The 23,367-nt window shown below is 42.8% G+C and carries 20 protein-coding genes and 1 pseudogene; 11 read left to right on the forward strand and 10 right to left on the reverse strand.

Annotation, left to right across the window (positions count from 1 at the left end; translation table 11 throughout):
* Positions 1–75 precede the first annotated feature (75 nt).
* The 11 genes from K7B07_RS24310 to K7B07_RS24360 all read left to right on the forward strand — a co-directional run bounded on the left by K7B07_RS24310 (position 76) and on the right by K7B07_RS24360 (position 13,932).
* Positions 76–4,419: a CusA/CzcA family heavy metal efflux RND transporter gene (locus K7B07_RS24310; RefSeq protein ID WP_223713146.1), complete on the forward strand. Its 4,344-nt coding sequence runs from the start codon at positions 76–78 to the stop codon at positions 4,417–4,419.
* A 13-nt stretch (positions 4,420–4,432) separates the two neighbouring features.
* A complete protein-coding gene (locus K7B07_RS24315; RefSeq protein WP_223713147.1) occupies positions 4,433–5,569 on the forward strand; it encodes an efflux RND transporter periplasmic adaptor subunit in 1,137 nt (378 codons plus the stop codon).
* A 1-nt stretch (position 5,570) separates the two neighbouring features.
* Complete coding sequence (locus K7B07_RS24320) at positions 5,571–6,320, forward strand: phosphatase PAP2 family protein (protein ID WP_223713148.1); 750 nt, start codon at positions 5,571–5,573, stop codon at positions 6,318–6,320.
* Positions 6,321–6,347: 27 nt separating this feature from the next.
* Positions 6,348–6,791, forward strand: a complete 444-nt coding sequence (locus tag K7B07_RS24325; protein WP_223713149.1) for a heme-binding domain-containing protein — start codon at positions 6,348–6,350, stop codon at positions 6,789–6,791.
* Between the two features lie 26 nt (positions 6,792–6,817).
* Positions 6,818–7,267, forward strand: a complete 450-nt coding sequence (locus K7B07_RS24330) for a thioredoxin family protein (protein ID WP_223713150.1) — start codon at positions 6,818–6,820, stop codon at positions 7,265–7,267.
* Positions 7,260–8,192: an FAD:protein FMN transferase gene (locus K7B07_RS24335; RefSeq protein WP_223713151.1), complete on the forward strand. Its 933-nt coding sequence runs from the start codon at positions 7,260–7,262 to the stop codon at positions 8,190–8,192. The genes K7B07_RS24330 and K7B07_RS24335 overlap by 8 nt, the downstream gene beginning before the upstream one ends.
* Entirely contained in the window at positions 8,189–8,422 is a 234-nt protein-coding gene (locus tag K7B07_RS24340) for a DUF4266 domain-containing protein (protein ID WP_026773229.1), read from the forward strand. The genes K7B07_RS24335 and K7B07_RS24340 overlap by 4 nt, the downstream gene beginning before the upstream one ends.
* A 21-nt stretch (positions 8,423–8,443) precedes the next feature.
* Complete coding sequence (locus K7B07_RS24345) at positions 8,444–9,649, forward strand: DUF3570 domain-containing protein (RefSeq protein ID WP_223713152.1); 1,206 nt, start codon at positions 8,444–8,446, stop codon at positions 9,647–9,649.
* 92 nt (positions 9,650–9,741) lie between these two features.
* Complete coding sequence (locus K7B07_RS24350; protein WP_223713153.1) at positions 9,742–12,237, forward strand: cation-translocating P-type ATPase; 2,496 nt, start codon at positions 9,742–9,744, stop codon at positions 12,235–12,237.
* Positions 12,238–12,260: 23 nt separating this feature from the next.
* Positions 12,261–12,989: a VIT1/CCC1 transporter family protein gene (locus tag K7B07_RS24355; protein WP_026773232.1), complete on the forward strand. Its 729-nt coding sequence runs from the start codon at positions 12,261–12,263 to the stop codon at positions 12,987–12,989.
* A 139-nt stretch (positions 12,990–13,128) separates the two neighbouring features.
* Positions 13,129–13,932 (forward strand): RteC domain-containing protein, encoded by an 804-nt coding sequence (locus tag K7B07_RS24360; protein ID WP_223713154.1) that lies wholly within the window; start codon positions 13,129–13,131, stop codon positions 13,930–13,932.
* Positions 13,933–14,072: 140 nt separating this feature from the next.
* Here K7B07_RS24360 and K7B07_RS24365 read toward each other — a convergent pair whose 3' ends face one another.
* From K7B07_RS24365 to K7B07_RS24410, 10 genes and pseudogenes are all read right to left on the reverse strand, one after another.
* Positions 14,073–14,954, reverse strand: coding sequence for an ORF6N domain-containing protein (locus tag K7B07_RS24365; RefSeq protein WP_223713155.1), 882 nt, complete (start codon positions 14,952–14,954; stop codon positions 14,073–14,075).
* A 14-nt stretch (positions 14,955–14,968) separates the two neighbouring features.
* On the reverse strand, positions 14,969–17,029 hold the full coding sequence (locus tag K7B07_RS24370) for a type IA DNA topoisomerase (protein WP_223713156.1): 2,061 nt from the start codon (positions 17,027–17,029) through the stop codon (positions 14,969–14,971).
* 24 nt (positions 17,030–17,053) lie between these two features.
* On the reverse strand, positions 17,054–18,532 hold the full coding sequence (locus tag K7B07_RS24375; protein WP_223713157.1) for a DUF3945 domain-containing protein: 1,479 nt from the start codon (positions 18,530–18,532) through the stop codon (positions 17,054–17,056).
* An 87-nt stretch (positions 18,533–18,619) separates the two neighbouring features.
* On the reverse strand, positions 18,620–18,928 hold the full coding sequence (locus tag K7B07_RS24380; protein ID WP_223713158.1) for a helix-turn-helix domain-containing protein: 309 nt from the start codon (positions 18,926–18,928) through the stop codon (positions 18,620–18,622).
* A gap of 253 nt (positions 18,929–19,181) precedes the next feature.
* Positions 19,182–20,030 carry an RteC domain-containing protein gene (locus K7B07_RS24385; RefSeq protein WP_223713159.1) on the reverse strand — a complete coding sequence of 283 codons (849 nt, stop codon included), beginning with the start codon at positions 20,028–20,030 and terminating at the stop codon, positions 19,182–19,184.
* Positions 20,031–20,467: 437 nt separating this feature from the next.
* A pseudogene (locus K7B07_RS24390) lies at positions 20,468–20,995 on the reverse strand (ISAon1 family transposase).
* Positions 20,996–21,069: 74 nt separating this feature from the next.
* Positions 21,070–21,555, reverse strand: coding sequence for a hypothetical protein (locus K7B07_RS24395; RefSeq protein ID WP_223713160.1), 486 nt, complete (start codon positions 21,553–21,555; stop codon positions 21,070–21,072).
* 339 nt (positions 21,556–21,894) lie between these two features.
* Positions 21,895–22,410, reverse strand: coding sequence for a hypothetical protein (locus K7B07_RS24400; protein ID WP_223713161.1), 516 nt, complete (start codon positions 22,408–22,410; stop codon positions 21,895–21,897).
* Between the two features lie 118 nt (positions 22,411–22,528).
* A complete protein-coding gene (locus K7B07_RS24405) occupies positions 22,529–22,882 on the reverse strand; it encodes a hypothetical protein (protein ID WP_223713162.1) in 354 nt (117 codons plus the stop codon).
* Positions 22,875–23,363 (reverse strand): hypothetical protein, encoded by a 489-nt coding sequence (locus K7B07_RS24410; protein ID WP_223713163.1) that lies wholly within the window; start codon positions 23,361–23,363, stop codon positions 22,875–22,877. Before K7B07_RS24410 ends, K7B07_RS24405 begins: the two co-directional genes overlap by 8 nt.
* Between the last annotated feature and the right edge of the window lie 4 nt (positions 23,364–23,367).

The following is a 23,367-nucleotide window of genomic DNA, read 5'->3' on the forward strand; positions in this document are numbered from 1 at the left end:
TTGTGGCTGCCCCGTGCATTCGGCAGGGTATTGCATTCTCTTTCCTTTTTCCCATTTAACAAGTAAAAGATTATTATGCTGAATAAAATCATTGAGTTCTCTATCAAGAACAAACTCATTATAGGGCTGTTTATGCTTGCCCTTATCGGTTACGGCGTTTATGAAGTACAACGTCTGCCCATTGATGCTGTGCCTGACATTACCAATAATCAGGTGCAGGTCATTACCACCGCTCCGGCACTCGGTGCCCCCGATGTGGAACGTTTGATTACGTTCCCTATTGAACAGGTTAACAATAATATCCCCGGTCTGCTTGAACTCCGCAGCTTTTCCCGTTTTGGACTGTCGGTGGTTACGATAGTATTTGATGACAACACGGATATTTACTGGGCAAGGCAACAGGTTGCGGAAAGATTGCAACAAGCGCAGGAACAGATACCGAAAGAATTTGGGACACCTGTACTTGCTCCTGTAACAACAGGATTAGGCGAAATCTACCAATATACCGTCCGTCCCAAAAAAGGCTATGAAAACAAATACAACGCTATGGAGCTGCGCACCATTCAGGACTGGATAGTCCGCAGGCAACTATTGGGTGTGAAAGGCGTAGCCGAAGTGAGCAGCTTTGGCGGCTTGCTCAAACAATATGAGATAGCCGTAACGCCGGAAAAGCTGATGGCTTACAACATTACCATTGGCGATGTATTCAGCGCACTCGAAAAGAACAACCAAAATACAGGTGGTGCATACATAGAAAAAGGCCCCACCATTTTGTTTATCCGCAGCGAGGGTTTGGTAGGCAATATGGATGACATTCAGAACATCGTTGTCAAAAACCTGCCCGATGGCACTCCGCTTTTAATCCGTGACATTGCGGAAGTCCACTTTGGGAACGCACCGCGCTACGGAGCAATGACCTACAACGGTCAGCAGCAGGTTTCGGGGGCGGTAGTGATGATGCTGAAAGGCGCAAACAGTAATGAAGTCATTAAAAACATCAAACAGCGGATTGCGCAGATAGAAAAAACGCTGCCCGAAGGAGTTACGATAGACCCGTTCCTTGACCGTACCAAAATGGTGAACAATGCTATCAGTACCGTTACCAGAAACCTGATGGAAGGTGCGCTGATTGTGATTTTTGTACTGGTGTTATTCCTCGGCAATCTCCGTGCGGGACTGCTCGTAGCCTCGGTTATCCCACTGTCTATGCTGTTTGCCATTATCTTGATGAACACCTTTGGCGTGAGTGGCAACCTGATGAGTTTGGGTGCTTTGGACTTTGGTTTGATTGTGGACGGTGCGGTAATTATCGTGGAAGCGGTCATGCACAAACTGTCGCACAGCAAGCGGTTCAGGAATGTAAACAATCTTTCCCAGCCAGAAATGGACAAGGAAGTACAAACTTCCGCTTCGGGAATGATGAACAGTGCGGTCTTCGGACAAATCATTATTCTAATCGTTTACCTGCCCATTTTTACGCTGGAGGGCATTGAGGGCAAAATGTTCAAGCCAATGGCGCAGACCGTAGCCTTTGCCTTGCTCGGTGCATTCATCCTTTCGCTCACTTATATACCGATGATGAGTACCTTGTTTTTGAGTAAGAAAATTACGCACAAACAAACGTTTTCGGACAGAATGATGGGTCGTTTGGAGCGTTTTTTCCAAAAATACCTGACCAAACTTTTGCGTTATCAAAAAGCTGTTCTTGCAACCGTGTTGGGCTTGTTTGTGGCAGCAGCTTTTGTGCTAACTACATTGGGCGGCGAGTTTATCCCATCGTTGCCCGAAGGCGATTTTGCGGTAGATACAAGAGTTTTGCCGGGCAGCAACCTAAACACGTCCATTGACGCAGTTTCCAAAGCCTCCAAAATCATCCTCGAAAAATTTCCCGAAGTGGAAAAAGTAGTAGGTAAAACCGGGAGCAGCGAAGTACCTACTGACCCGATGGCGGTAGATGCCTCGGATATGATGATTATCCTGAAACCTCGCAGTGAATGGACTTCCGCACAAACCTATCCCGAACTGGAAGCAAAGATTTCAAAGGAACTGGAAGCGGTTCCGGGTGTTTCATTTGGCTTCCAATATCCTGTGGCGATGCGTTTCAACGAACTGATTTCGGGGGCAAGACAGGATGTTGTTTGTAAAATTTTCGGTGAAAATTTAGATACATTGGCAAGCTATGCCAACAAGTTGGGAAAAATCTGTAACACGGTAAAAGGTAGCGAAGCCTTGTATGTGGAAGCTGTAACCGGTATGCCACAGATTGTGGTCAAATACAACCGCGCCGCCATTGCCCAATATGGTATGAACATCAGCGACATCAACCGTGTGGTCAATGCCGCATTTGCGGGCGAAAGCAGCGGTATGGTGTATGAGGGCGAAAAGCGGTTTGACCTCGTGGTGCGGCTTACGGGAGACAAAAGGAAGAAGCTGGAAGATGTACAGCACCTTTTGGTAGCAACGCCGCAGGGTACGCAAATTCCTTTAAGTACCGTGGCAAGCGTGGACATAGAAGAAGGGTTGAACCAGATACAGCGTGAAAATTCGCAACGGCGGATTATTGCGGGCTTCAACGTCCGTGGCAGGGACATCCAAAGCACTGTTCATGAATTGCAGCAGAAAGTGCAGCAGCAGATAAAACTGCCACCGGGTTATTACATCACTTACGGTGGTGCTTTTGAAAATCTGGAAGCTGCCAAACAGCGTTTGTATGTGGCGGTTCCGGTTTCGCTGGTACTGATTTTCCTACTCTTGTTCTTTGCATTTCGTTCTGTTAAGCAAGGCTTGCTCATCTACACCTCCATACCACTTTCCGCCATTGGTGGCATTTTTGCCTTGGCGATAAGAGGTATTTCGTTCAGCGTGAGTGCGGGTATCGGTTTTATCGCCCTGTTCGGTGTAGCCGTGCTGAACGGCATCGTACTGTTGGGCGAATTTAACCGCCTGAAGAAAGAGGGGTATACCGATTTGAAACGCATTGTCATTATGGGAACCAAAACCCGTTTGCGCCCTGTGCTGATGACGGCTTTTGTGGCTTCTTTGGGATTTTTACCGATGGCACTAAGCCACGGAGAAGGTGCAGAAGTGCAAAGACCATTGGCAACGGTGGTGATTGGAGGCTTACTGATTGCCACATTCCTGACGCTTTTTGTACTGCCTATCTTGTATATGATGTTCAATAAAGGTGTTTCCATTTCTAAAAAAGCAACAGGGGTTGTTTCCGTTCTGTTGTTGTTAATGGCAACAAATGCAAATGCCCAAATCCCGATAACATTACAGCAGGCAATTGACACCGCTTTGACGAATAACCGTTCTGTAAAAAACGAACGGCTGAAAACCGAATACCGTCAGAAACTTATTCAGTCGGGAACAAGCATCCCGGCAACGCAGGTTTTCGGTGAGTATGGACAAATCAACAGTTTTTACAAAGACACAAGGCTGGGCATTTCGCAGACCATCAATTTCCCGACCGTTTATAAACGGCAAAAGGAACTGCTGAACGAGGAATGGAAAAGCAGCGTGCTGAACGTGGGCGTACAGGAAGCGCAGCTTAAAAAGCAGGTAGCACAGGTGTTTTACACGCTCGTGTACCTGCAACAGAAAAAAGCGTTGCTGCAAAAGAACGATACTCTTTTTGCAGAATTTCTCGACAAAGCCACACTTCGTTTCAACAAGGGCGAGAGCAACGTACTCGAAAAGACCACTGCCGAAAACCAGCGTGGACAAATCAGGTTGCAGCTTTCGCAATTGGAAAAAGATATAGAAATCTTGCAGTTGCAGTTCCAATTACTGTTGAATACCGAAACGGTTTTTGTCCCGTCCGAAAATGCAATATTGGAAAACAATATTGCAGGTATAGATACTGCGACACTGGCTGCACATCCCGCTATGCAGTTTTTGAAACAGCAACAGCAAATTGCGCAAGCTGCCACAAAAATGGAACGCTCCAAATTGTCGCCTGACCTGACTTTGGGCTACAACATTACCGGGATGAAAGGAATGGGTGCGGACGATAAGGTGTACAACAGCACACCCCGTTTTCAGGCGGTGCAGGTGGGTTTGGGCATCCCGATTTTTACGGGTGGTCAGAAAGCAAAAATCAATGCAGCAAAAATTAACGAGGAAGTAGCTGCAAAAGATTACGAACTCAACCTGAAAAGTTTTGAAGCCGCCTTTGCCTCGGCGTTGAAGCAGTACCAGAAATATCAGGAAGCGGTCGCTTATTTTGAGAACACCGCATTGAAAAATTCCGAAACCATTACCACTACCGCCAACAAGCAGTTTCTGAACGGCGACATCAATTATCTGGAATGGGCGTTGCTTATAGGTCAGTCGGTCAGCATCAAAAGTGATTACATAGAAGCGGTAAAAAGCAGGAACAGCGCTATTGCCGAACTTAATTTTTATCTCAATAAATAATAACAGTAAATCAATGAAAAAATTAATTGTCCTTATAAGTGCATTGGTGCTGCTTGCCTCTTGCGGCGGCAAGAAAAACAATGAACAGCAGGAGCAGCAGCCTGTCAACAAAGTGGAAAATGTAGTTGCCCTTACCGATGCCCAATATAAAAACGCAGGTATAGAAACAGGCAACATCGAAAACAAAACTATTTCATCGGTACTGAAACTAAACGGAAAGATAGACGTGCCGCCACAAAACATGGTGTCTGTCAGCGTTCCTTTGGGCGGCTATTTAAAGTCCACGAAATTACTGCCCGGCTTACACGTAAGCAAGGGCGAAGTACTGGCCATAATGGAAGACCCGCAGTATATACAGTTGCAGCAGGACTACCTTACTGCAAAGGCGCAGCTTTCGTTCAACGAAAGTGAATACAAAAGGCAAAAAGACCTGAACGAAAGTAAAGCCGCCAGCGACAAAGTATATGAACAGGCAAAGGCAACCTACCAGACCCAATACGTGCTGATAAAATCGCTGGAACAGAAGCTAAGGCTGGTAGGCTTGCCCCCTGCCAATGTAACCGCAGGCAATATTTCAAAAAGTATCAACATCTATTCTCCCATCTCCGGTTTTGTATCGGCGGTAAACGTCAACATCGGCAAATATGTCAATCCGAGCGATGTGCTGTTTGAGTTGGTCAATCCGAACGACATTCATCTGGCATTAACGGTTTTTGACAAAGACCTGAACAAGCTGGCAGTAGGACAGCATTTATTGGCTTATACCAATACGCATCCCGAAAAGAAATACCCCTGCGAGGTTATTTTAATCAGCAAGAACCTTTCCGGCGACAATGCCGCACAAGTCCATTGTCATTTTGAGGAGTACGACAAAAGTTTACTGCCCGGAATGTTTATGAACGCCGATATGGAAATTTCGGGAGCTAATACCGCTGTGCTGCCTGATGATGCCATTGTCCGTTTTGAAAACAAGAACTATGCTTTCGTGCAGAAAGGAAATAAGCAGTTTGAAATGACCGAAGTGCAAATTGGAAATTCCGAAAACGGTTTTACGGAAATCATTAATGGGGCAAAATATGCAGGGCAGACATTTGTTACCAAAGGAGCCTATAATCTTTTAATGGTTTTGAAAAATACGGCAGATGATTAGGATGAAACTTGTATTGCTTTTTATAACCGCCATACTTTCATTGGATTTAAAAGCCCAAACTGAAAATATGGATACGTTGAGCCTTAATGACAATGCATATAAATTTTCGGCAAAAAAGCTGATAGTTCCCTCCGTGCTGGTTTCCTATGGTGTGTTGAGTTTGACAGTGGACGGTCTGAAATCGCTCAACAAGTCCACTCGCTATGAAAGCAGCGAACATATTACGCCCGGAGCTAAAATTGACAATTATATGCAGTATGTGCCAGCCATAGCGGTCTATGGACTTAACCTTGCCGGAGTAAAAGGAAAGCATAATTTTAAGGACAGAACCATTATCTATGCCACGTCCCAACTGATTTCCGCAGCTATTATATTGCCGACAAAGCATTTGGTACACGAGCAGCGTCCCGATGGTTCCAATAACCTGTCTTTCCCGTCAGGCCATACGGCTACGGCATTTTCATCTGCACAGTTTATGTTCCGGGAGTACAAGGATAGTAATTTCTGGTTAAGTATTTCGGGGTATCCCGTTGCCGCAATGACTGGCATTTACAGGGTTTTCAACGACAAGCATTGGGTAGGCGACGTCGTTGCCGGAGCTGGGATAGGCATCCTGTCCACTGAAATTGCCTACTGGCTGTTTCCCGTTACCTCAAAATGGTTTGCTTCAAAAAAAGATAAAGGAGCATTTTCCTTAGTTCCTTTTTACCAGTCCAAAAATATAGGTCTAACAATTATTAAAACATTTTAAACAATGAAACAACAAAAAAAAATAACAATGAAGAAAGTCCTGTTTGTGCTTGTCGCCATTTTTGCGCTTATGCAACTGTACCACCCGGCAAAGAACATTTCCGGTGGAGTGTCAGCCAATGCGATTGAACGCCATTACAATGTACCGCAGAATGTCGGTACGTTGTTAAGAACCAGTTGCTACGACTGCCATTCCAATAATACCAAATATCCGTGGTACAATAACATTCAGCCGGTAGCTCTTTGGCTTAACAGCCACATCAATGATGGAAAAAGGCATTTGAATTTTGATGAGTTCGACACTTATCCTGCGGAAAAGAAAATCAAAAAATTACAGGAGATAGCAAAGACCGTTGAAAAAGACGAGATGCCTTTGTCTTCCTATACCTTAATCCACGGCGATGCCCGGCTTAGTACAGAAAACAAAAAGGTACTGATAGACTGGGCTACCGCCTTGTCCAAAGCACAATAACAAATTAATTAACTAAACAAGAAAAAATGAAAAAGATAATTTTTTCCACTGTCCTGCTTTTTTCGCTGGCAATGGCACACGGGCAAACCGTTTTTCAGCAGGCGCAAAACGAAGCGAAACAAACCCACAAGCTCATCCTGTTGAGCTTTTCGGGTTCCGACTGGTGCGTACCCTGTATTAGAATGCACAAGTCTTTTTTTGAAAACCCGGAGTTTAAAAAGACCGCTGACAGCCTATTGGTACTGGTAAATGCCGATTTTCCCCGAAACAGGAAAAACCAGTTGGACGGCAACATCAAAAAACAAAACGAGGCACTGGCAGACAAATACAATCCGCAGGGGGCATTCCCTTACACCCTGTTGCTGGATGAAAACGGAACGCCGCTCAAAACATGGAGCGGTATGCCTGATGAAGCCGTTGAGGACTGGATAAAGGAAATCGTTACCGTTTACGACAAAAAATACCGGAATGAATAGATTACAGGAATTTCGTAGAGGAGAAAAGCTGATGGGCAATGCTTTTGAAGTTACCGTTGTAGGTGAAGATAAATTGTGGGCAGAAGAAAGGATAGATGCTGCTATCGGCGAAATCAGGCGGATAGAACAACTGCTCACAACTTTCAGTGAAGACAGCGAAACCAACCGTGTCAATGCCAATGCGGGTGTACAACCCGTACAGGTAAGCCGGGAAACGTTCGGGCTGATTGAGCGTAGCCTGCGCATCAGTGCCATTACAGACGGTGCTTTTGATATTACCTACGGCTCGGTGGACAAACGCCTCTGGAATTTTGACCGGAACATGACCAGCCTGCCGGATGCAGAAACAGCTAAAGAAATGGTTCGGCTTATCAATTACCGCAACGTGCTGCTGGACGGCAACGAATGTACCGTGTTTTTAAAGGAAGTTGGTATGCGTATCGGCTTTGGTGGTATCGGCAAAGGCTACGCCGCTGAAATGGCTAAACGATTGTTGCTGCAACAAGGGGTAGCAAACGGTGTAGTGAACGCTTCCGGTGACATCTGCACTTGGGGAAATCAGGCAGACGGGAAACCGTGGACGATTGGAATTGCCGACCCCGACCACGCAGGGCGACCATTTTCCTACCTTAACATCAGTAACATGGCAATTGCCACATCAGGCAATTACGAGAAATATGTCATTATCGGGGACAAAAAATATTCGCATACCATCAACCCCAAGACCGGGCTTCCGGTGACAGGTATCAAAAGCGTAACGATAATATGCCCCAATGCGGAAATAGCCGATGCAATGGCAACCCCCGTTACGATTATGGGTGTCAGGGCCGGGCTGGATATGGTCAACCAGATAGACAACTTAGCCTGCATTATCATAGACGACAACAACAAAGTTTACTCATCCCAAAACATACATTTAAAATGAAAAAGTTCCATAATCTCAAACTGTCCCTGTGCGGCATAAGCCTGTCGGCACTTGCGCTGTGTTCTTCCTGCACTACGGTAAAGGAATACCAGAAAAACAGGCTCAACGATGCCGAAATGGTGTTGGGCAACCGCAAAATCGAAAAAACAGAACTCAATTTCCAGTCCTACCGGGAAGGAGCTTCCGGTGCAAATGCAGGAAAAAGCGGCGGTGGCTGCGGCTGTAACTAATTATTCAAAACAAGAAATAAAATGAAAAGAATATATCTCACCGCAGCCGCACTTATGGCAATGCTGCATTCCTACGCACAGAGCAGTCTTCCCGACACTGGCTACACTGCCCGTAAACTAAAAGTGGAGGAGGTAAACCTCGTATCCAGTTACTACCATCAGGACGGGAATAACGCCGCCGTAACCGGGGGCATCGGCTCCGAGAAACTGACGGACATTTCCAACTCGATTGACGTGAAGCTCATCCGTTATGACAGGAAAAACCGCAAGCATAGCTACCTGCTGGACGTAGGTATTGACCACTATACCTCGGCATCATCGGATATGATTGACCTGAAAGCCAACAGCTCCGCTTCCCATGCCGATACAAGGGTTTACCCCTCGCTTAGCTGGACAATGGAAAATGAAGCCAAAGGCTCAACTATCGGAGCAGGTGTATCAGCCTCCAAAGAGTTTGACTACCTTTCCCTTGGCGGCAATGTTCTGTTTGCACAGAAAACAAAAAACCGTATGGGCGAGTTTACCGCCAAGTTGCAGGTATATCTTGACCAGGTAAGTTTGGTAACTCCCATAGAGCTACGGGCATCGCCGGGCAGAGAACACGACGATTACCCGACAACATCACGAAACACGTTCGCTGGTTCATTCTCCTATTCACAGATTATCAATGAGCGGTTGCAGGTAATGTTTCTTGCCGACGTGGTACAGCAGCACGGCTATTTGAGCCTGCCTTTCCACAGGGTTTATTTTACGGACGGCAGCGTGCATCAGGAACAACTGCCAAGTAACAGGTTTAAGCTGCCAATCGGTTTTAGGGGAAGCTATTTTATAGGCGACCGTTTTATCCTGCGTGGCTATTATCGTTATTATACGGACAATTGGGGTGTCCATGCCCATACCGCCGAACTGGAAGTCCCCGTAAAAATATCGCCTTTCTTCTCCGTAAGCCCTTTTTACAGGTATTACCAACAAAGTGCCGCCAAATATTTTGCAGGCTACCAAACCCATCAGGCAGGCGAAGACTATTATACCAGCAATTATGACCTGTCAAAGTTTACCAGTCAATTCATAGGTGCAGGTATTCATTTCACACCGCCGGGCGGCGTATTTGGCATCAAGCAACTGAACACGCTTGAACTGCGCTACGGGCATTATTACAGGTCAACAAAAATGAACGCTAATATTATGAACGCTAATATTATTTCACTGAATTTAAAATTCAAATAACATTGATGAATGTGACAAAAGGCTCAATGATAAGATTACGTCAATAGCAATGAAGATAATCAGTATAATTTATAATCCATATTTAATTAACTATGTCCTATAATATTCCCTACCATTTCAAAGGTCTTAGCGACAGTGAAGTTACCGCTTCAAGAAAGAAGCACGGTTACAACCGTATTGATGCCACCCACAAAAGCGATTGGCTGGAACTGCTTTTGAACATACTGAAAGAACCAATGCTTATCCTGTTGTTTGCCATTTCTGTTATTTACTTAATTATTGGCAATTATGGAGAGGCATTGTTCATGTTTGTTGCCATCGTTGCGGTTTCGGCTGTTTCATTCTATCAGGACAACCGGAGCAAAAAAGCATTGGAAGCGTTGGAAAAGCTCAACGAGCCTTTAAGTACTGTTGTCCGAAATGGCAAAGTAGTACAAATCCCTACCCAAGAAATTACGGTAGGCGACCTGTGTATTACGGAAGAAGGGAAAATGATTAATGCAGACGGAAAGATAGTCCACAGCAATGATTTTTCGGTGAACGAGGCATCTCTGACAGGTGAAAGCCTGTCGGTTTTCAAAAGCGGCGAAAGCGATGATAACAGAGTGTACAGCGGAACGGTTGCAGTGTCGGGACTGGCGGTTTTTGAAGTGGAAAAAATCGGCAGGGAAACCCGTCTTGGAAAAATAGGCACGTCTTTATCTGATATAAAAGAGGCTGCATCGCCTTTGCAGCTTCAAATCAGGAAGTTTGTCAAAACAATGGCGGTGATTGGTATTGTCATTTTCCTGTTGGTTTGTGTTGTCAATTATTACCATACCCGAAACCTGCTCGAAAGTCTGCTTAACGGGCTTACTCTGGCAATGTCTGTCTTGCCTGAAGAAATCCCGGTAGCGTTTACCACATTTATGGCATTGGGCGCATGGAAGCTGATGCGTGAGGGCATCATCGTTAAACGGAGCAGCGTGGTTGAAACACTCGGTAGTACGACTGTTATTTGTACCGACAAAACCGGGACGATTACAGAAAACACGATGCACCTGAAACATCTGTATGATTACCGTTCGGACAAAATTTTTGATGAGCAGGACTTTAACGATACCTCACTTTCGGAGTTGATAAACTATGCCATGTGGAGCAGCGAGCCAGTACCCTTTGACCCGATGGAGAAGACCCTGCACCAAATATATGGACAGACACAAAAGGACGACCATAGAGGCTACTTTACCTTGTTCCATGAATATCCTTTGGACGGCAAACCGCCTATGATGACGCATATTTTCCAAGATACGAAGAAACACCGGATTGTTGCGGCAAAAGGTGCGCCGGAAGCCATTCTTCAGGTGTCCACACTTCCTGAAAACGAAAAAAGTAAAATTCGCGGGTTGATAACAGCGTTTGGGGAACAGGGATTTCGTGTTTTGGGTGTAGCAAAATCACATTTTGAAGGTAATACCTTTCCTGAAAGACAACAGGATTTTCAGTTTGAGTTTTTGGGCTTGGTAGTATTTTATGACCCACCTAAAGAAGGCATTCGCTGTGTATTTCAGCATATATACGATGCCGGGATTAAAGTAAAGGTAATTACGGGCGATAATGCCGACACTGCAAAAAGTATTGCGGTACAGGCAGGTATTGTCAATGCCGACAATGCCGTGGAAGGAACGGAAATTATGGCATATTCCGGGGAGCGACTATTGGAAGCAGTAGAGGAAAAAGTGCTGTTTGCAAGAATGTACCCCGATGTGAAACTGACTGTGGTAAATGCATTAAAACAAAACGGTGAAGTTGTAGCTATGGTGGGTGATGGTGTGAACGATGCACCGGCATTGAAAGCCGCAAATATTGGTGTGGCAATGGGTAGCAAAGGAACGGAGATTGCGAAAGCCGCTGCTTCTTTAGTTATCATCAACGATGATTTGGACAAGCTGATTACGGGAATAGTGGCGGGAAGAAGAATTTACACTAATATCAAAAAAGCCGTTCAGTACATCATTTCCATTCATATTCCCATTATCCTTACAGTGTCTTTACCCTTGTTTTTGGGCTGGACATTTCCACAGATATTCACGCCGGTACACGTTATCTTTTTAGAGTTGGTCATGGGACCAACCTGTTCCATTGTGTATGAAAATGAGCCAATGGAAAAAAATGCAATGTTGCAAAAACCAAGAAAAATGACTGACACATTCCTGAACTGGAAAGAGCTTGGAATAAGTATTGTTCAGGGACTGGTAATAACGGCAGGCATATTGTTCACGTACCGATATACGGTGCAGACCGGTGGTGGTGAGCAGCAGACAAGGGCAATGGTTTTTACTACGTTGATTTTCGCAAACATTCTGTTGAGCTTGACCAACCGTTCATTCTATTACAGCCTGTTTGAGAGTTTCAAAAATCGTAATGCCCTGTTTGTGGTCATCAATGGCTCAACCTTAGTACTTCTTTTAGCGATACTGTATTACCCGCCGTTGTCCGACTTCTTCAAGGTTACAGGTTTGAGGCTAAAAGAATTGAGCATAGCTACTCTTATTGCATCGGTTTCCGTTCTGTGGTTTGAGGTTTATAAATTGTTTAAACGAAAATAGTAATTGACAAAAATTCAAAAGCGATGAAAAACAAAAAGGAAGAGGTAAATGAAATTACGATTGACAACTATTGGAACAACCATTACATCAATCGTAGCAACTGGCTTAGAGCCGCGGTGCTGGGAGCCAATGACGGTATTATATCCGTGTCCAGTCTGGCTATTGGAATAGCGGCAGCAAGCACAACAAGAGAACCGGTATTGCTGGCTACTATTGCCTCGCTTGTTGCCGGAGCCCTGTCAATGGCGGCAGGCGAATACGTGTCTGTAAGTTCACAGACTGATATTGAAAAAGCCGACATAGAAAGGGAAGCAAAAGAACTCCGTGATATGCCGGAAACAGAACGCAACATATTGGCAGAAATCTATGAAAGGCGTGGATTGAAAAAAGAAACCGCCATGCAGGTAGCTAAGGAACTGATGGAAAAAGATGCTTTGGCTGCCCATGTTAGGGATGAGTTGGGGATTAACGAAATCAGCAAGGCAAACCCCATGCAGGCGGCACTGGCTTCAGGGGCATCTTTCACGGCAGGCGGAATATTGCCTTTAGCAGTAACGCTGCTGGCTCCCATTGTGGGGATGGAATACTGGCTCTACTGTTTTACGCTTGTCTTTCTCATTTTGTTGGGAATAGTATCGGCAAAAACAGGCGGTGCGGGCATCGGTAAAGCTATTGTAAGAATTGCTATCTGGGGAACAATTGCAATGGGCTTGTCTGCATTGGTGGGGCATCTGTTTGGTGTAAATGTTTAATGATAGCTAATAATCTTTCCGGAGCTAATAACTGTGAAAAAGGTACAATGGGATAACTGAAAATTTGAACCGCATATATAGAATAATTAAGTCTTAATATCTAAAGTGAAAGTCAATGACGGGATTTTATACAAAAATCATGGAGGAGTTAGAAGAAGAAATAAAAGAATTGACATACGAGCAAGGCAATGTTTTAGCTTCCTCTGAAAAAGCAGTTGAACTTATTTTACATAAGACCTCTGAATTGAAAGAATATGTATTAAAGACGGGGTTTAAAAATGTGCAGGAAGAAATACACTTTTTCAAATATCAGAAACCAGCCATTATAGCAAAGCTGATTTACCACAATGCTATCTACAAAATTGAGGCACGGAAACCTTACGGAGCAAAGCCGATAAGAAAATACCTTAACAAAGAACTGAAAAAACTCAAAAGGTTCTTTGATAATAACCTTGATTTCTATAAGTATTATCGTAGCAATAATTCTTTTCTTGATGAAAATTTTTTTGTACGTGGCAAGCACGATATAAAACTGTGGCTGGACACCTACTACTTCCAATCAGACCAAACCTTTTCCACTTCCCATGATTATAAGGTTGCTAAGATAATTGCCAACGACTTGATACAAGTTTATATCGAAGGTCAACTGTACAGCAAAACCCAAGACAGTAATTCGGCATCCACAGAAATATTGAATTGGACAGGTAGTAAAGTTGCAATGATTGAACTAATCTATGCGCTGCATTATCAGGGTGTTTTTGATAATGGGAACAGTGACATAAGGATGATAGCCAAGTATTTTGAGAATGCGTTTAGTGTTGATTTAGGCGATTTTTACCATACATATTTGGAAATTAAAAACAGAAAAATTAATCGAACAAAATTTATTGATACGTTGCGGGATGGTCTCATTAAGAAAATGGATGAGCAGGACGAAAAATAGGCTTATTGTCTTATTTGAGCGTGTCATCGCCTGATTTTACCAACGCACAAAAAACCGCTGAAAAAATGCAAACGCTGTCGGGCTATCCGCTATATCTTTTGTTCGTTCCTAACAAAAGGATGCCGCTTCTATCCCTCACGCTATATGCCATTCAGGAAACTAAGCATCTTGCCGATTTCTGCATTCATCTTTGAAAAGGCAAACCATTTTTTACCTAAGTCTTTTAACGATGCCCCGATGTGGTACAGTTCCGTACCGTCTATGATTAAAAAACGGTCGTGGGCATGAGCAAAAACGTGGATAGTAACAGGCGGGTACTGGCTGTTATGGCGTTGTACGTCCAGTTGCAGTTGGTTACTGATGCTCTTTGTATAGATAGTGGCAGATACAGCCTGCCCACGCTTCGCAAGCAGGGTAAGGACTGTATCATCCACATAGTTGTCAATCAGTATAATGGAACGTTGTGCGCTTCGGATAATATCAGCAACAAAAGTGTAAGCATCGAATATCTGCCCATCGTAGAAAATACCCTTATCACTGCGCAGCTTGCCGCTTTCCAGTGCCTTAAAGATTTCTTCAAATTTGCCGTCTGCTTCTATTTGCTTTAGTTCTATTTTATCCATCCGGGAGAACAGCACAGCGTTACCCATCAACAACCTGCGCATTTCTACAAATGCGTTCATAATCTCAATACTGACCTTTACGGCTATATCGCTGCGCAATACAGCCGATAGCATGGCGACCCCTTGCTCCGTAAATACGTGGGCTAAATAACGCCGTCCGCCCCGTCCGGCGTTTGAGGTTCCAATTTGGAACCTCAAAGTTTTGCTTTCGGCATCGGTCAACTGGAAATAGAACGTGTCGGGAAACCGCTCTATATTCCTTTTCACAGCTTTGTTCAGTATCTTGGTTTCCACCTGATAAAGTTTAGCCAGGTCTTCATCAATCATAACCTGTTTACCCCTTACTGTATAGATAAGGGTTTCTATTTCCTTTCGGCTTATGACAATATTATCGCTCATTTTTTGGGTATTATTTAAAACTGAAAAGCGGTTTCTCCTTTGTCATTCATTACAATAGAGGCATTGAACTTTTTACCTGCTTTACTTTTCATGCCTTTGATAAAGGATGTTTTGTTTTTCCTTACAAGGTTTTCAACTTCTGCAATGCTTAAATGCACGCCGCAGATATTGCGGAAAAGAAGCCAGTTGCAAGCCTCGTCCGGGCATTTAACTACCTTATCCCGGATAATTAGTTGCTGGCTTTTACATTTCGGGCAGGTTAGTTCGGGATGCTTTTCTTTGGCAATGCTCATATCCAAAAGTTCCTGCGTAATGGAAGCGGCATAACTTTCCATGTCTTTGTGAAAAGCGGTTGCATCCCCCTCGTTATTTTCAATTTTCTGCAAAGCCATTTCCCATTCGGCGGTCATGGCTACATCAGCAATTTTTTTATCCTTTACCGATTGGTAAACCTGTAATCCTTTTTCGGTTGGGATGAGGGATTTTTTTTCACGCCTGATATAATCCCTTTTAAAAAGGGTTTCAATAATGGCGGCTCTCGTGGCTGGTGTACCAATACCGATACCTTGCAGGGCTTTCCGTTCGTCTTCGTTCTCTATTTCCCTCCCGGCATTTTCCATTGCCGCCAATAAGCCCGCCTCTGTATAAAGCACAGGCGGTTTGGCTTTCTTTTCCAATACGGATGCTTCTTTTATTTTCAGTTCATCACCGACTTTTAACTCCGGCAATTCCTGTACTGGCTCACTGTCTTCCTCTGTAAAATTTCCCCTGATGGCACGCCATCCGGGTTCCATAATTTTGCATCCCTTTACTGCAAAATCATAATGCAAAGCCTGCAATGTGATGTCGGTTATTTCTTTGGAACAGGCTTGCGATATGGCTTCCAGCAAGCGAAAGGCAATCATATCGTATATGGCATCTTCTTTTGCTGGTAAAGCGGAGGGGGTTTTGTCGGTAATCAGTAAACCGTGATGGTCTGTTACCTTTACATCGTTCACAATGCGTTTATTGAAACGTCCCCATTTAATTTTGGCAAGCGCATCTTTACAGGATGGTCTTGCTTCCAATGCCCTGATGAGTGCAGGAATTTCCGCCCACATATCTTCGGGTATGTACTTGCTTCCGGTGCGGGGATAGGTGATAAATTTCTTTTCGTACAGGCTTTGTGCAATGTTCAATGTTTCTTCGGCTGAAAATCCCAACCTTTTATTAGCTTCCTTTTGCAGCCCCGTTAAGTCAAACAGCAACGGCGGTTGCTCCGAAACCGTTTTTGTTTCTGCTGCCGTAACGGTAGCCGTTCCGCTTCGCTGAATGGATTTAAGCGTATTTTCAGCAAGTTGTTTATCGTCCCATTTTGTTTTGGAAAGGCTTTTGAAATCAACAAACTCCTTACGGTGTTCCAACTGTATTTGCCAATAGTTCTGAACGGTAAAGTTTTTGTTTTCCAGATAGCGTTTACAAACCAGGGCGAGCGTGGGCGTTTGTACACGTCCGAGCGAGTACACGCCACGCCCTGCCGCAATGCTCAATGCCTGCGAAGCATTGATGCCCACCAACCAGTCAGCCCGGCTTCGCCCTTGCCCTGCACGATACAGCCCGTCAAAATCGCTTCCGGGTTTCAGGTTATCAAAACCCTGCTTAATGGCTTTTTCAGTAAGTGAGCTTATCCATAAGCGCTGAAAGGGTTTGCCACATTTCAAATACTCATAAATGTACCTGAAGATAAGCTCACCCTCACGCCCGGCATCGGTTGCTACGATAATGCTATTGCAACGACCAATGACCTGCTCTATAATCTTCAACTGTTTTACCGCTCCGCTATCGGGAACAAAACTTTTATCCTTTTTTATCTTCCGTACCGTCAGTAAAAAAGGATTGGGCAATATGGGCAGGGCTTCTCTTTGGAAGCCTGATAGCCCGTAGTCTTCCGGCATAGCCAGCCCGACCAGATGCCCCAACGCCCATGTTACCTGATAGCCGTTCCCTGTCAGGTAGCCATCCTTTTTATCGGTGGCTCCCAACAAGGCGGCTATTTCACGGGCTACACTTGGTTTTTCTGCAATCACTGCTTTCATAACATTTCCTCCTTTTTGTAGTGATTACCTTTTGATGCCTTTGGATTTAGCCCGGGCTTTGGGCGCATCCTGCTTTTGCTGCTGCTTTTTGTCATTCGGCGCCTGCTGCTTCGGCTTCAAAGGCTCATTGATGTTCTTTGTAGCCTCGTTGGTTTTTCCATCGGAATTAACTGCGACCTGCGTTTTATTAGCTTCGGCAGGTTGTATTTTCTCTTTCAGCTTGTTCGGGTTGGTGAAAGAAAAGTCTGTTTGACCTGTTTCCTTATTGAATGTGATATAGCCCTGATAGCTTTTACCTTTCTTGTCAATTAGCCCATCAATATGAATTGTTATACCCGCATTGTACTTTTCATATTGCTGGTCTGTCAGCTCTTTACCTCTATATATGTGTGATGCTTCATACGGTGGCTGTCCCTGCTGTCTTGCCTGTTGGCTTTGTGTCTGGTTCTGCGCATTGCTCCTGTCAAAAAGAAATTCAATGAAACGCTTATCAGCGTTGTACTGAATAGGCGCACTGAAAGGTTCTCCTTTCTTAGAAATCATACCCTCCAAAAGAAGCGGCTTGCCCTCCAGCAAAGTTTGTTTTTGCTCTGCATTGAGTATTACGCCTTTAAATTCATTGGGTATTCTCATCCAGTCCTGCCGTAAGGCGACAACCTCATTGGTCAATCGGTCAATGCTGATGATGGAGGGTATTTTTTCTCCAGTCTTGGAGTTGGTCAAATCCACCACACGCCCCATGTTCCCGGTTTTGAGCAAATTCTCCTTATCCTCTTTGGTAAATTCATGACCGAAGAAAGGTGTATTAAGGTTTGGTTCTTTTCGGATGCCGTGAATGGCGACTACTGCGCTTCCGTTTTCACCGGGTTGCAGCGAAAGCCTTGCATCCATACGGGTAACTGCCGTACCGAGGTTAAGGCTTACTGGCATTAATATATTGGTTTTGTACCCCCTTAACAGGGTGTCCATTACGCCAGCCTTTTCAAGCCTTTCCTTGCTTAACCCCAAATTGTTCATGGTTTCCCAATCAATCTGCTCCGGCTTAAAACGATACTCCGTTGTTTCCGGCTTCGCCTGTGTTGTAGTTGCATTAGGCGTTGTCTGTGCTGTTTCCATATCTTTTTTATTTTGCTGTTCCTTTGGCTCTTTTACCTCATGCTTTGCCATGATTGCTTCGCCCTCTTTGGTTGGCGCATCAACCTGTTTCTGCATTTCTTTGGCAGTATCAACCGCCTCTGATGCCGGGACTTTAAAGAAATTGAAGTGGGCAGGATTTTTAAGCTGCCGCCAAAAGTTGGAGAAGAAGTTGGAAAATATATCCCCGCTCTTATCCACCCGCATAAACTGGCTTTGGTTTTTCTTATCGGCATCAACGGTTTGCAGTTCTCCGTTTTTGTCTATCCCTGTAACTGCCTGGATTTTCTTTTTGTCTTTATCCAGCACCAACAAAATATCCGAAAGCTGTTCGGGATATTGTGGGTTTGTCGTTGTCTGTTCACTCATGATACTTATTTTTTAATGTTGTTATTTTCCGAAAGTAGCCGGAGGCTATACGCAAAGGCGGTATCTGTCTTCTATTGGCGCAGTTTGTCATGTATTGTCCTTTGTGCGTTGCAGGGGCGCATTGAAACTTTCCCGGATAAACTGGTGTACATCGGATAGTTTATAATATAGCTTGCCGCTAATGGTGTAATAGGGCAGCTTACCGGACGAACGGTATCGTTGCAATGAACGGTGGCTTATTTTGAGCATTTGTAATAAGTCCTGATTGTCCAGCAGTTCTTCACCGTCTATGCTGTTGCGCTGTTTCTGTATATCGTTGATATTATCGTTCAGGATATTAAAGCGTTCCATAATGCGCTCCATCCATGAGATAAATTCCATTCTGTCTATGTTCATACCGATACGCTTTAATTACGGTACAAAATTGAATTGCATGGCTCGGTTTGTCTTCCGATACGTGTCTATCAAAAAGGCAGATTTTTTTATTTTTTTGTACTTGGTATAAAGTGCGTTTTATAAGCCGTTTGCTGCGTTTTTTCGTAAATGGTAAGGCATCCAAAGAGGGGATATGTCTATATACACATATAGACAAATGGGCAAAAAAAGAACAGCACCAATGATGCTGTTCTTTTTTAAGGAAAGACGGATATTAAAAGCTATCTTCTTTATCCATGTATTCTTCTAAGTTGGATTTCAGTTGGTCTATAAATAACGTCCGGGAGCCGGAGCGGGTCTTCATTCGGTGGAAGCTGTTATGAACGTCATTGAGCGAAACACGAAATAATATCTGAAACACCATGCTGATTTTCCGAATGCCTATTTTCCCGTATGCAATGGCTCCAGCCGCATAGAGGGCATAAATCAGTTCAATAAGGGCATTCTTTGATTGTGTCCAGAAAATATCTTTCGTTCCATCGTTTTGTAACAGAATATCCGGGTTTTGTTCAGGGGTTATCTTTGTCGTAAGGTAATTATAGATGAGTTCGTTGCCTATGATTTTTGCCACCTTATAATCGAAATAGGTGGAGAATTTTGGGTCTATTTCAAACACAAAACTGCTTAACCCATCATTGTAGTTAATGTTCCCCAACATAAAATACTGTTCGTCCCGGTCAGTCCTGCCGGAACGGTAGTATCGGTAAAAATCCGAATTGCATATATACTCCCTATATTCCTGTTTCAGTTCTTTTAGTTGCAGGGCGAAATAGCTTTGGTACAATTTCCCATTGTTTGCGGGACAAGCTGTTTCAATCCTATATACTTTGTTGTAGTAAATGAGTTTCCCCAGGATATTAGGCTTCACCTGTTTGAAAAAATGAACTTCATCTTCTTTGCAGGAAAAGCCCTCTTTTATCACATCTTCTTTGACGGTGCAAAGAAGTTCCCGAAGATAAAGCGTCATCTTATACGCCTCGTCAATAACGCTGGATGTTTCGGCAGAAAACTTTCTTTCCTGTTTTTGGATTTCCGAAACAATTTTGTGTAACGGATGCTTCATAGTTAAGATTTGCTTTCACTAAGGGAAGATTACGATTACAAAGTTTATCTTTAACTATGAATTTGTTTCCCAAGTTAAACCCAACTTGGGTGATATTTTTTATTAGAAGCGATACTTTTAGCGGTTCTTAATTTTATTGCGATAAATCAACCTTATCGTCTTAGTTTTCCCATTTTGGGGGAATGTTGAGGTTGAGCGGAGGTAGGTTTATCAACTTTCGGGGAAGTCGTATTTGTCTGATTTGCAATGTCTTTTAGCTGGTTTAATCGCCGCAAATCTTCTAATAGCGAGTTCGAGTTCTGTACCAAGGGGTTCACAGAAGCACTCATTATTGAGTGCTTCTTTCGTTTAAATAAATGATTTAATTGACTTTCTGAAAAAATCGGTGCCAAACAGACATTAAACGGATCAGGTTGAATATTTTGGGAATGCAGCGACTAAGCATAAATATTTGCGAGTCTGAAAAGAAAGAAGTTAATATCTCTTACGCCTCTTGCAGCGGCTCTGAAGGCTTTGATTTTAGCGTTAAAGGATTCGGCAGCAGCATTGATACTCCGGTTACCAAAGTAATTAAGGATACTTTGATGGTGGGTTTCGATAGACCTGGCTACCGTTCGGAACACTTTTAACCCGGATGTTTCAACTTCATTATATCAGAGCGCCAGCTTTTTAAATGCGATTATTTTATCAGTACAGTTGGAAAAAATATCACTTAGTTTTTTTGATAGTTTATAGACTTTTTCAATAGCTGGATAGCGTTCAAATAGTAGCCGGGCCCGATGTAATTGGGATGATGTCCAGGCAGCTTTATGTTTGAACAGCAGATAACGGCTGCGGGCCAGTAACTGCTTGGGCGAGTCTACATTGGACAAAAGCTCCGGGATATACGGTCCCTTACTTTTTTTAGCCTCCGCGATGGCATCATTTTCTTTATCCAGCTCTTCCCATCGGTGTTTAATACGCATTTCCTGTACGGCTTCAACCGCCAGTTGCTGTACGTGAATTTAATTTTCTCTATTTGTAAAATTGAAACCAAATTTCAGTCTGGGTCATTTATAGTTTTAAACCTACCTTTTGAACAGATATAGGTGAAAAATTGAGGGTATTTAGGAGAGAAAGTATTCCTACGACCCAACATATAAGTATCCACATCTTGTAATTCACATTTCCAATCGGAAATCAAAGTGGTTTGCTTGTTTGTCAACATTACTACTTCTAAAGTTTGCTCACCTTTCGTATTACTAATAAATGTATAAACTCTGTAAAATTTATTGTAAAAATTATCATGGGTAGTATGCAACAATTTTTCAAAAACAGTAATTTGATTTTCTTTATCAGGCGTATCTCCAATAAAAGGTTTTACAATGTACCCAATTGGCCGGCCGTTGTTCTTTACCTCTATGCTTCCACATTCTTGTTTACTATTTGTAATTAGGATATGCGGCGGATAAACTACGATCTGTTTTTGGGCGACAGAGCAGGAGCAAACAAATATCAAGCATAATATCAGACAGTTATTAATCATAAGTAATTTAATTTATTGCTTGCAATATATATAATGTCAACATTGAGGCTCGTTGTTGAAATAGAAGCATAGGCATCGGAAGTAAGGAATAATCTGTTTGGGATCTATCTGCCACCAGCCGTTCAATTGTGGATCAAGTGTTCGATAGAAAGCATCATATTAGTTCAGGGCCAGTTCTTTGGCTTGCTCTATACCATTAAACATCTTTATATATTCTGATACTTTTGCTTTTGAAAACTGAGATTTTTTTTGTTAGACAAAACGGATAATAATGCGTCTCTTCCTGTAGCCTTTTTGTTTTATTTACAAATGAAATAATTGAATAGAGCTATACTCATTCTATTTTTCCATTTCCTTATATTGATTACGCTCCTCCATTTTATAACCGGGCAATGCAGCCTTTGTATAAACTTCCAGACTTATGTCAATCCCTAAGCATTCTTGATATTGTCCTCTTAAACTAGGCTCAGTACCAAAATCAAAACTTGCTGGATTTGAGGATTTTTTCAGGCAAACATTAATAAAAGAATGATCTATTCGTCGAAAAATGGTATCTAAGGTGATATCGCCACGGCATAAAAAAATGGCATTATTAATTTTTATCGCTCCGATATAGTCAAGGGCATTAGAAGATTTATATTGTCCCACCTCTATAACGATATATCGTTTATTATTCTTCTTTTTAAACGACATTGAATAGAAATCTTGACTGCTTTTATAAAATTTATGATTTGCCTTTACTATTTCCTTAAGCAAATTATCAATACAATTAATTGCATTATAAACCGGCAGTTTCTGTTTTTGACATTTTGAACTATCAATAATTTGCTCGGTTTCAAAGAATCCCAATGACATAAAAAAAAACAAAGTATTAATGCTTTCATGCTACTTTTTTTTGCCGACTAATAATAATTATGTTTTCGAGATCTGGTTGAGTATCAGTACTGCGAAAAGGAGTATACTGTTCATCATCTCAGGTGTAAACATTAAACTTAGCTGATGGCGAATATTTAACTACGTCTTTTACAAAACCCATATCCCCTCCTCTATTTACATTCATACCTTCAGGAACTAAGGCAGATGGATAATGAACTCCTCCAGGACGGCTATGATCATACTGAGCAATCTTCTCTAAGTTCGTTCCAGGTATTTTTCTATCAAGTGCAAGAGTCATAAAACCTTCGCCCCCAAAATGTGGCTGGTTGAAACAAAATTCTGGCCATCGCTTAAACTCAAAGTCTAGATTTCCATAAATGAAAAGCCCAAAGACTTCTATAAAAAAATATCGCTGACCTGTAAACGTCCGGCACTTTTTTGTTTTATCCATTACCATTTATTTGAAGGTTTGAGAGATTTTTCGTCGTTATGTTAACTTCTACATTCCAATAATAGCTACAACCATCATTAACACTGATTAAATCATACTTCGCTCTACCTCTTAAATCTTTATTCCAAAACATGTTTATCCAGACTATCTTTTCTCCTTTAGTATTGATAAAGCCAAAATATTGCCTGCAATATTTACTAAGTTTTCGATTGATATTAGGACATCCTTTTGATTGATTTTCCTTACTGTCGTTCAAACCGAACAGTTGTTCTCTTAAAATTCCTTCCGCTATATGTATATCATCGCATGATAAAATAATTCTGCCTTGTTGCTCTTTTATGGATTTCAAAACAATATAGCTTGTATCAAACATATACCCACAATATCCCTTCCCTTTACAAAGAGTAGCTTCTTTTTGAGCATGCAAATTAAAAGAGAAGATTAAAAACATTATCGCTATAAAAATTAACTTCTGTTGCATAAGA

Source organism: Niabella beijingensis (assembly GCF_020034665.1).
In the GTDB taxonomy this organism is placed as follows: domain Bacteria; phylum Bacteroidota; class Bacteroidia; order Chitinophagales; family Chitinophagaceae; genus Niabella; species Niabella beijingensis.

What these genes read in the sequence shown, in the direction of transcription:
- K7B07_RS24310 (WP_223713146.1), top strand. Translation starts at nt 76, where the DNA reads ATGCTGAATAAAATCATTGAGTTCTCTATCAAGAACAAACTCATTATA.
- K7B07_RS24315 (WP_223713147.1), top strand. Translation starts at nt 4,433, where the DNA reads ATGAAAAAATTAATTGTCCTTATAAGTGCATTGGTGCTGCTTGCCTCT.
- K7B07_RS24320 (WP_223713148.1), top strand. Translation starts at nt 5,571, where the DNA reads ATGAAACTTGTATTGCTTTTTATAACCGCCATACTTTCATTGGATTTA.
- K7B07_RS24325 (WP_223713149.1), top strand. Translation starts at nt 6,348, where the DNA reads ATGAAGAAAGTCCTGTTTGTGCTTGTCGCCATTTTTGCGCTTATGCAA.
- K7B07_RS24330 (WP_223713150.1), top strand. Translation starts at nt 6,818, where the DNA reads ATGAAAAAGATAATTTTTTCCACTGTCCTGCTTTTTTCGCTGGCAATG.
- K7B07_RS24335 (WP_223713151.1), top strand. Translation starts at nt 7,260, where the DNA reads ATGAATAGATTACAGGAATTTCGTAGAGGAGAAAAGCTGATGGGCAAT.
- K7B07_RS24340 (WP_026773229.1), top strand. Translation starts at nt 8,189, where the DNA reads ATGAAAAAGTTCCATAATCTCAAACTGTCCCTGTGCGGCATAAGCCTG.
- K7B07_RS24345 (WP_223713152.1), top strand. Translation starts at nt 8,444, where the DNA reads ATGAAAAGAATATATCTCACCGCAGCCGCACTTATGGCAATGCTGCAT.
- K7B07_RS24350 (WP_223713153.1), top strand. Translation starts at nt 9,742, where the DNA reads ATGTCCTATAATATTCCCTACCATTTCAAAGGTCTTAGCGACAGTGAA.
- K7B07_RS24355 (WP_026773232.1), top strand. Translation starts at nt 12,261, where the DNA reads ATGAAAAACAAAAAGGAAGAGGTAAATGAAATTACGATTGACAACTAT.
- K7B07_RS24360 (WP_223713154.1), top strand. Translation starts at nt 13,129, where the DNA reads ATGGAGGAGTTAGAAGAAGAAATAAAAGAATTGACATACGAGCAAGGC.
- K7B07_RS24365 (WP_223713155.1), bottom strand. Translation starts at nt 14,954, where the DNA reads ATGAGCGATAATATTGTCATAAGCCGAAAGGAAATAGAAACCCTTATC.
- K7B07_RS24370 (WP_223713156.1), bottom strand. Translation starts at nt 17,029, where the DNA reads ATGAAAGCAGTGATTGCAGAAAAACCAAGTGTAGCCCGTGAAATAGCC.
- K7B07_RS24375 (WP_223713157.1), bottom strand. Translation starts at nt 18,532, where the DNA reads ATGAGTGAACAGACAACGACAAACCCACAATATCCCGAACAGCTTTCG.
- K7B07_RS24380 (WP_223713158.1), bottom strand. Translation starts at nt 18,928, where the DNA reads ATGAACATAGACAGAATGGAATTTATCTCATGGATGGAGCGCATTATG.
- K7B07_RS24385 (WP_223713159.1), bottom strand. Translation starts at nt 20,030, where the DNA reads ATGAAGCATCCGTTACACAAAATTGTTTCGGAAATCCAAAAACAGGAA.
- K7B07_RS24395 (WP_223713160.1), bottom strand. Translation starts at nt 21,555, where the DNA reads ATGATTAATAACTGTCTGATATTATGCTTGATATTTGTTTGCTCCTGC.
- K7B07_RS24400 (WP_223713161.1), bottom strand. Translation starts at nt 22,410, where the DNA reads ATGTCATTGGGATTCTTTGAAACCGAGCAAATTATTGATAGTTCAAAA.
- K7B07_RS24405 (WP_223713162.1), bottom strand. Translation starts at nt 22,882, where the DNA reads ATGGATAAAACAAAAAAGTGCCGGACGTTTACAGGTCAGCGATATTTT.
- K7B07_RS24410 (WP_223713163.1), bottom strand. Translation starts at nt 23,363, where the DNA reads ATGCAACAGAAGTTAATTTTTATAGCGATAATGTTTTTAATCTTCTCT.